At 66.1% G+C, this 6236-nt stretch carries 8 protein-coding genes and 1 pseudogene; 8 read left to right on the top strand and 1 reads right to left on the bottom strand.

The features are described from left to right. Positions 1-7: 7 nt before the first annotated feature. From LBF07_RS24485 to LBF07_RS24510, 6 genes are all read left to right on the top strand, one after another. Positions 8-595 (top strand): TrbM/KikA/MpfK family conjugal transfer protein, encoded by a 588-nt coding sequence (locus LBF07_RS24485; RefSeq protein WP_010890138.1) that lies wholly within the window; start codon positions 8-10, stop codon positions 593-595. A gap of 13 nt (positions 596-608) precedes the next feature. Beyond that, the gene (locus LBF07_RS24490) at positions 609-1244 is read left to right on the top strand and encodes a transglycosylase SLT domain-containing protein (protein WP_011114052.1); all 636 of its coding nucleotides are present in this window, start codon (positions 609-611) and stop codon (positions 1242-1244) included. Positions 1245-1272: 28 nt separating this feature from the next. Further along, positions 1273-1539: a hypothetical protein gene (locus LBF07_RS24495; RefSeq protein WP_010890140.1), complete on the top strand. Its 267-nt coding sequence runs from the start codon at positions 1273-1275 to the stop codon at positions 1537-1539. Continuing rightward, a complete protein-coding gene (locus LBF07_RS24500) occupies positions 1539-2237 on the top strand; it encodes a TraX family protein (RefSeq protein WP_011114053.1) in 699 nt (232 codons plus the stop codon). The genes LBF07_RS24495 and LBF07_RS24500 overlap by 1 nt, the downstream gene beginning before the upstream one ends. A 15-nt stretch (positions 2238-2252) precedes the next feature. Beyond that, a complete protein-coding gene (locus LBF07_RS24505; protein ID WP_001665065.1) occupies positions 2253-2684 on the top strand; it encodes an OmpA family protein in 432 nt (143 codons plus the stop codon). Between the two features lie 154 nt (positions 2685-2838). Beyond that, a complete protein-coding gene (locus LBF07_RS24510; protein ID WP_011178411.1) occupies positions 2839-3513 on the top strand; it encodes a DNA methylase in 675 nt (224 codons plus the stop codon). Between the two features lies 1 nt (position 3514). Here LBF07_RS24510 and LBF07_RS24515 read toward each other — a convergent pair whose 3' ends face one another. Further along, entirely contained in the window at positions 3515-4366 is an 852-nt protein-coding gene (locus LBF07_RS24515; RefSeq protein WP_011296189.1) for a recombinase family protein, read from the bottom strand. Between the two features lie 42 nt (positions 4367-4408). Between LBF07_RS24515 and LBF07_RS24520 the strand changes: the two are divergent. Then, a pseudogene (locus LBF07_RS24520) lies at positions 4409-4480 on the top strand (EAL domain-containing protein); the annotation flags it as partial. Positions 4481-4554: 74 nt separating this feature from the next. Next, on the top strand, positions 4555-6234 hold the full coding sequence (locus LBF07_RS24525; protein ID WP_000179844.1) for a Mu transposase C-terminal domain-containing protein: 1680 nt from the start codon (positions 4555-4557) through the stop codon (positions 6232-6234). Positions 6235-6236: the final 2 nt, after the last annotated feature.

Consider the following 6236-nt stretch of genomic DNA (forward strand, 5'->3'; position numbering starts at 1 on the left):
TCCAACCATGAAGAAGAAACTGTTTGCCCTGGCCGCCCTCGTGGCAGCCCTCGGATCGACCGCCGGCACGGCCAGCGCGCAAGACGTGCTGACCGGCGACACGCGCCTGGCCTGCGAGGCGATCCTGTGCCTGTCGTCGGGCACGCGCCCGAGCGAATGCACGCCGTCGCTGTCGCGGTACTTCAACATCACGAAGCGCAAGCTGTCGGACACGATCCGCGCCCGCCTGAACTTCCTCCAGCTTTGCCCGGTGGCGAGCCAGACGCCGGAAATGCAGTCGCTCGTGTCGGCGATCTCGCGCGGCGCTGGCCGTTGCGACGCGCAGTCGCTGAACTCGACGTTGGTGATGTGGACGGGCGGCTACGACGATGGGCGCACGTACATCAGCAACCAGTTGCCTGACTACTGCGGGGCCTACACCGGCCACGCCTACACCGACTTCGCCAGCAGCGGCACGCTGCCGCGCTATGTCGGGACGCCAGAGCGGGGCGGGTATTGGGTCGAAGCGCGCGACTATGACCGCGCCTTGGCCGAGTACAACGAACGCATCCGGCGCGAGGACGAAGAGCGCCGCCGTCAGTCCTGGCTGAACTGAGGGAGGGGAGGGCATGCCGTTCTTCGCCGATCTGCCGCCGCAGCTCCAGGAGCGCGTCGTCTGCTCGATCTCGGCCGCCGTCAAGTACGAGGTGCCGGTCAACATCGTGTTGGCCGTCGCCGAGAAAGAGGGCGGCAAGCCGGGCCAGTGGGTGCGCAACTCGAATGGCACGCATGACGTTGGCCCGATGCAGTTCAACACCGCGTACCTGGGCGACCTGGCCCGATACGGCATCACGGCGAACGATGTGGCGGCTGCCGGCTGCTACTCGTTCGACCTGGCCGCCTGGCGGCTGCGGATGCACATCCGCAACGACAAGGGCGACCTCTGGACGAAGGCGGCGAACTACCACTCGCGCACGCCGCAGTACAACGCGGTGTACCGGGCCGACTTGATGCGCAAGGCGTCGAAGTGGGCCGATTGGCTCGAAGCTCGGTTCGTCACGCTTGACGTGACGAAGGCCGGGGCCACGCCCTCGACGCCCAGCCAGCCCGCGACGGTGGCCCAGCGGGCGACGCCGGCGGCCAGGCCGGCACCAGCACCCCAGCAGGCCGCCCCAGCGGCCGCAGCAGCTCGCAGCGTGTCGGTGGCCGGCTACGTGCCCCGCACGGTGTCTTTCAACACTTCACGCGAGGGGTCGGCCGAGTAGGCCGGCTCTTCCGATTTAGCGGCTAAACATGGACAAATTCCACGCCTTCATGATGCGGTATACGCTGGGCGTCGGCCGGTTGCTTCAAGCCTATTGCAAGTGGGCGGAAGGACAGGCCAAGAACCAGCTCGATTTGCTTCTGCTGGGCCTCGGCCCGATCTTCGCCTTGGGCCTTCTGCTGTGGGCGCTGCCGGCGTGGATCGGCAAGCCCATCGCCTTCGTGCTCTCACTGCCAGCGCTCTACATCATCTTCCTGGTGCTGCGCGCCTACGCGATTCGCGGGGGCCGGCGCTGATGAAGGCCCTGCGGATTCCTGATGGAACCGTCGAAGCGTTGAAGTGGCTCGCACTGGTTCTCATGACCGGCGATCACGTCAACAAGTACCTGTTCAACGCGACGCTGCCGGTGCTGTTCGAGGCCGGCCGCGTGGCGCTCCCCCTTTTCGTGTTCGTCCTGGCCTACAACCTGGCCCGGCCGGGCACGCTCGAACGCGGCGTGTACGGCCGCACCATGTCGCGCCTGGCGATGTTCGGCGCGCTGGCCTCCGTGCCCTTCGTGGCCCTCGGCGGCCTGTACGCCGGTTGGTGGCCGCTCAACGTGATGTTCACGCTGCTGGTCGTCACGGCCACGGCTTACCTGGTCGAACGTGGCGGCAAGCTGCACCTGGCGGCCGCCGGCGTGGTGTTCCTGGTCGGCGGCAGCTCGGTCGAATATTGGTGGCCGGCCGTGGCTTTCGGCCTGGCGGTGTGGTCGTACACGCGCCGGCCGAGCTGGGCCGCCGCGGCGGTCGCGGTGCTGGCCTGCGCGGCCCTGTGGTTCGTCAATCGCAACCTGTGGGCCTTGGCAGCCCTGCCGGTGCTCTTCCTGGCCTCGCGGGTGGATGTGCGCGTGCCGCGCCTGCGCTGGGCCTTCTACGCCTATTACCCGCTGCACCTGGCCTCGCTCTGGTTGATCCGCATCCCCATGAGCAAGGCCGGCTACCTGTTCTTCTGATTGGAGTCCTGCCCCATGCGAAAACCCGTTCTTCTGGCCCTCTCTCTGGCGTTCCTGGTCAGCGCGCAAAGCGCACTGGCCGCCGGCGACGCCGGCAACTTCGGCACGCCGATCAAGTCCGGCGTATCGGTGTCCTTCCCCGACAGCAGCGCGACATTCCAGCCGACGCCAGAGGCCCTGGAGCTGCTGGCCGACGCTAGGAATGCGGCGATCATCTACATCAGCGGGCGCACCAGCACACTACGGCCCAGCGCGGCCGATGAGGCCCTTGCACTACGCCGTGCGCTCTCGGCCAGGTCGTACTTGGTGGCGCGCGGCGTCTCGCCGCTCAAGATCATGGTGAACTTCGCATCGGCCGCCGATTTCGTGGCAGACAACTCGACGGCCGAGGGCCGGCGCGAGAACCAGCGCGTGGACATTGAGGTGGTCTACATCCCCACCTACTGAGCGATCCGGCATCGCCATTCCTGGCGGTGCTGCAGGTCGCTCCAGCAGCTTCGCATCGTCGGCTCTGACGATGCAGGCCCGGCCGGCTTCCCTTGACAGCATCGCCATTTCTGACGATGCTGGCCAAGTCCCGATTTACTCCAGGAAGAAGGCCATGAGATACCCCGGCGGCAAGGGCGGTGCCGGCGTCTACCAGACGATCATCAACAACATCCCGCCTCACGACACGTACATCGAAACGCACCTGGGCGGCGGCAACATCCTGGAGCGCAAGCGGCCCGCTGCCCGCAGCGTCGGCATCGACGTTGATCCCGAGGTGATCGAGGTCTGGCAGCAGCTCGACGTGCCCGGCCTGGAGCTGCACCACGGCGACGCCGTGGCCTGGCTGGAGTCCCACCAGTTCACCGGCTCCGAGTTCGTCTACGCCGATCCGCCCTACGTGATGGACAGCCGGCGCGGCGGCAAGCTATACCGCCACGAATACGACGACGCCGACCACGTGCGGCTGCTCGACGTGCTGGCCGGCTTGCCGTGCGCGGTGATGGTGTCGGGCTACAGCTCAACGATCTATGACAGCTCTCCCTTGGCGTCATGGAGAACCATCGACTTCAACGCGATGACGCGCGGCGGCATCGCTATCGAACGGCTGTGGATGAACTACCCCGAGCCGGCCGAGCTGCACGATCTGCGCTACCTCGGCAGCAACTTCCGCGAGCGCGAGCGCATCAAGCGGAAGAAAGCCCGCTGGCAAGCGAAGCTCGCCAAGCTCGATCCGCTGGAGCGGGCGGCGATCATGGAATGCCTGCGCGAGCTGGAGGCGGCCGAGTAGGTCACGCCTGCGCCTGGTTGTGCAGCGCCCATACGCGCTTGACCTGGCTTTCACTGCACCCGGCCAGCCTGGCCGTCTCTGGAATGCTGTGGCCTGCGCTGCGCAGCGCCACGATGCGTTCATGCACCTTTGTGTTGGCCTTGCGGCCGGTGTAGCGGCCGGCGTCCTTCGCCAGCTCGACGCCCTGCCGCTGCCGCTCGCGGCGATCCTCGTAGTCGTCGCGGGCCATCTGCAACGCCAGCTTCAAAAGCATGTCCTGGATCGACTCCAGCACCACCTTTGCCACGCCCTTCGCCTCGGCGGCCAGGTCGGATAGATCGACCACGCCAGGGACAGCCAGGCGCGCGCCCTGGGCGCGGATCGAGGCCACGAGGCGTTCGGCCTCGGGCAGCGGCAGGCGGCTGATGCGGTCGATCTTCTCCGCAACGACGACTTCACCGGGTTGCAGGTCGCCGATCATGCGCAGCAGCTCGGCGCGATCGGCGCGAGCGCCCGAAGCCTTCTCGCGGTAGATGCCGGCGACGTAGAAGCCGGCGGCCCTGGTGCTCTCTACGATGGCGGCCTGCCTGGTCAAGTCCTGCTCGTCGGTGCTGACGCGCAAGTAGATGCGCGCGACCTTGAAAGCGACGCCGGCGGCCTGGTGCTCGGTCGGCGTCCGCATGATGCGGTCGGCACCTTCGACCAGGCCATCGCCGCCGACGCGCAGCGGTGGCGTCTTGGCGAGCGCCTGGCGCGCTGCGCGTGACTGGCGCGGCATGGCCGCAATCTGTGTTTCCTGGGCGGTGCGCGGCGTGATGATCGCGCTGCGCTTCGCCTTGGTCTTGCCTGGGAAGTAGCCGTTGCGGCTGGTCATGGGTTCCTCCGGTCATTTTGGGTATACGCAAAGTGTCCGGTCATGCTTGTCATTTTCAGAAGACGACTGCACCAGTTGATTGGGCGTAATGGCTGTTGTGCAGCCAGCTCCTGACAGTTCAATATCAGAAGTGATCTGCACCAATCTCGACTATGCTCAATACTCGTGTGCACCAAAGCGAGGTGAGCATGGCGACGGACACCCCACGGATTCCAGAACAAGGCGTGGCCACTCTGCCTGATGAGGCTTGGGAGCGTGCGCGCCGTCGTGCGGAGATCATCAGTCCGTTGGCGCAGTCGGAGACGGTCGGGCACGAAGCGGCCGATATGGCGGCTCAGGCGCTGGGCTTGTCTCGGCGCCAGGTATACGTTCTGATCCGGCGTGCCCGGCAAGGCAGCGGCCTCGTGACGGATCTGGTGCCCGGCCAGTCCGGTGGAGGTAAAGGTAAGGGGCGCTTGCCGGAACCGGTCGAGCGCGTCATCCACGAGCTACTGCAAAAGCGGTTCCTGACCAAGCAGAAGCGCAGCCTAGCGGCCTTTCACCGCGAAGTCACTCAGGTGTGCAAGGCTCAAAAACTGCGAGTGCCGGCGCGCAATACCGTGGCCTTACGGATCGCTAGCCTTGACCCGCGCAAGGTCATCCGCCGGCGGGAAGGCCAGGATGCCGCTCGTGACCTACAAGGTGTGGGCGGCGAGCCTCCTGCCGTGACCGCGCCGCTGGAGCAGGTGCAGATAGACCATACGGTCATCGACCTGATCGTGGTCGATGACCGCGACCGGCAACCTATTGGCCGCCCGTACCTGACCCTCGCCATCGACGTGTTCACCCGCTGCGTGCTCGGCATGGTCGTCACGCTGGAAGCGCCGTCTGCCGTTTCGGTTGGCCTGTGCCTCGTGCATGTCGCCTGCGACAAGCGCCCTTGGCTGGAAGGACTGAACGTGGAAATGGATTGGCAGATGAGCGGCAAGCCCTTGCTGCTCTACCTAGACAACGCGGCCGAGTTCAAGAGCGAGGCCCTGCGCCGGGGTTGCGAGCAGCATGGCATCCGGCTGGACTATCGCCCGCTGGGACAGCCGCACTATGGCGGCATCGTGGAACGGATCATCGGCACGGCGATGCAGATGATTCACGACGAACTGCCGGGAACGACCTTCTCCAACCCTGACCAGCGCGGCGACTACGATTCCGAAAACAAGGCCGCCCTGACGCTGCGCGAGCTAGAGCGCTGGCTCACATTGGCGGTCGGCACCTACCACGGTTCGGTGCACAACGGCCTGCTCCAACCGCCGGCCGCGCGCTGGGCCGAGGCCGTGGCGCGTGTCGGCGTACCGGCCGTCGTCACACGCGCTACTTCGTTCCTGGTCGATTTTCTGCCGATCCTCCGGCGCACGCTGACCCGCACCGGCTTTGTCATCGACCACATCCACTACTACGCCGATGCGCTCAAGCCGTGGATTGCGCGGCGTGAACGCTGGCCGTCCTTTCTGATCCGGCGCGATCCGCGCGACATCAGCCGTATCTGGGTCCTGGAACCGGAGGGACAGCATTACCTGGAAATTCCCTACCGTACCTTGTCGCATCCGGCTGTCACCCTCTGGGAACAACGGCAGGCGCTGGCGAAACTGCGGCAGCAAGGGCGCGAACAGGTGGATGAGTCGGCGCTGTTCCGCATGATCGGCCAGATGCGTGAGATTGTGACCAGCGCGCAGAAGGCCACACGCAAGGCGCGGCGTGACGCGGATCGCCGCCAGCACCTCAAGACATCAGCTCGGCCGGACAAGCCCGTTCCGCCGGATACGGATATTGCCGACCCGCAGGCAGACAACTTGCCACCCGCCAAACCGTTCGACCAGATTGAGGAGTGGTAGCC

This window comes from Enterobacter cloacae complex sp. ECL352, from assembly GCF_020149545.1.
GTDB lineage: Bacteria > Pseudomonadota > Gammaproteobacteria > Enterobacterales > Enterobacteriaceae > Enterobacter > Enterobacter asburiae_B.

Excerpts from the sequence above, each read along its gene's own strand:
- LBF07_RS24490 (WP_011114052.1), top strand. The coding sequence starts at position 609 with ATGCCGTTCTTCGCCGATCTGCCGCCGCAGCTCCAGGAGCGCGTCGTC.
- LBF07_RS24515 (WP_011296189.1), bottom strand. The coding sequence starts at position 4,366 with ATGACCAGCCGCAACGGCTACTTCCCAGGCAAGACCAAGGCGAAGCGC.
- LBF07_RS24510 (WP_011178411.1), top strand. The coding sequence starts at position 2,839 with ATGAGATACCCCGGCGGCAAGGGCGGTGCCGGCGTCTACCAGACGATC.
- LBF07_RS24495 (WP_010890140.1), top strand. The coding sequence starts at position 1,273 with ATGGACAAATTCCACGCCTTCATGATGCGGTATACGCTGGGCGTCGGC.
- LBF07_RS24505 (WP_001665065.1), top strand. The coding sequence starts at position 2,253 with ATGCGAAAACCCGTTCTTCTGGCCCTCTCTCTGGCGTTCCTGGTCAGC.
- LBF07_RS24525 (WP_000179844.1), top strand. The coding sequence starts at position 4,555 with ATGGCGACGGACACCCCACGGATTCCAGAACAAGGCGTGGCCACTCTG.
- LBF07_RS24485 (WP_010890138.1), top strand. The coding sequence starts at position 8 with ATGAAGAAGAAACTGTTTGCCCTGGCCGCCCTCGTGGCAGCCCTCGGA.
- LBF07_RS24500 (WP_011114053.1), top strand. The coding sequence starts at position 1,539 with ATGAAGGCCCTGCGGATTCCTGATGGAACCGTCGAAGCGTTGAAGTGG.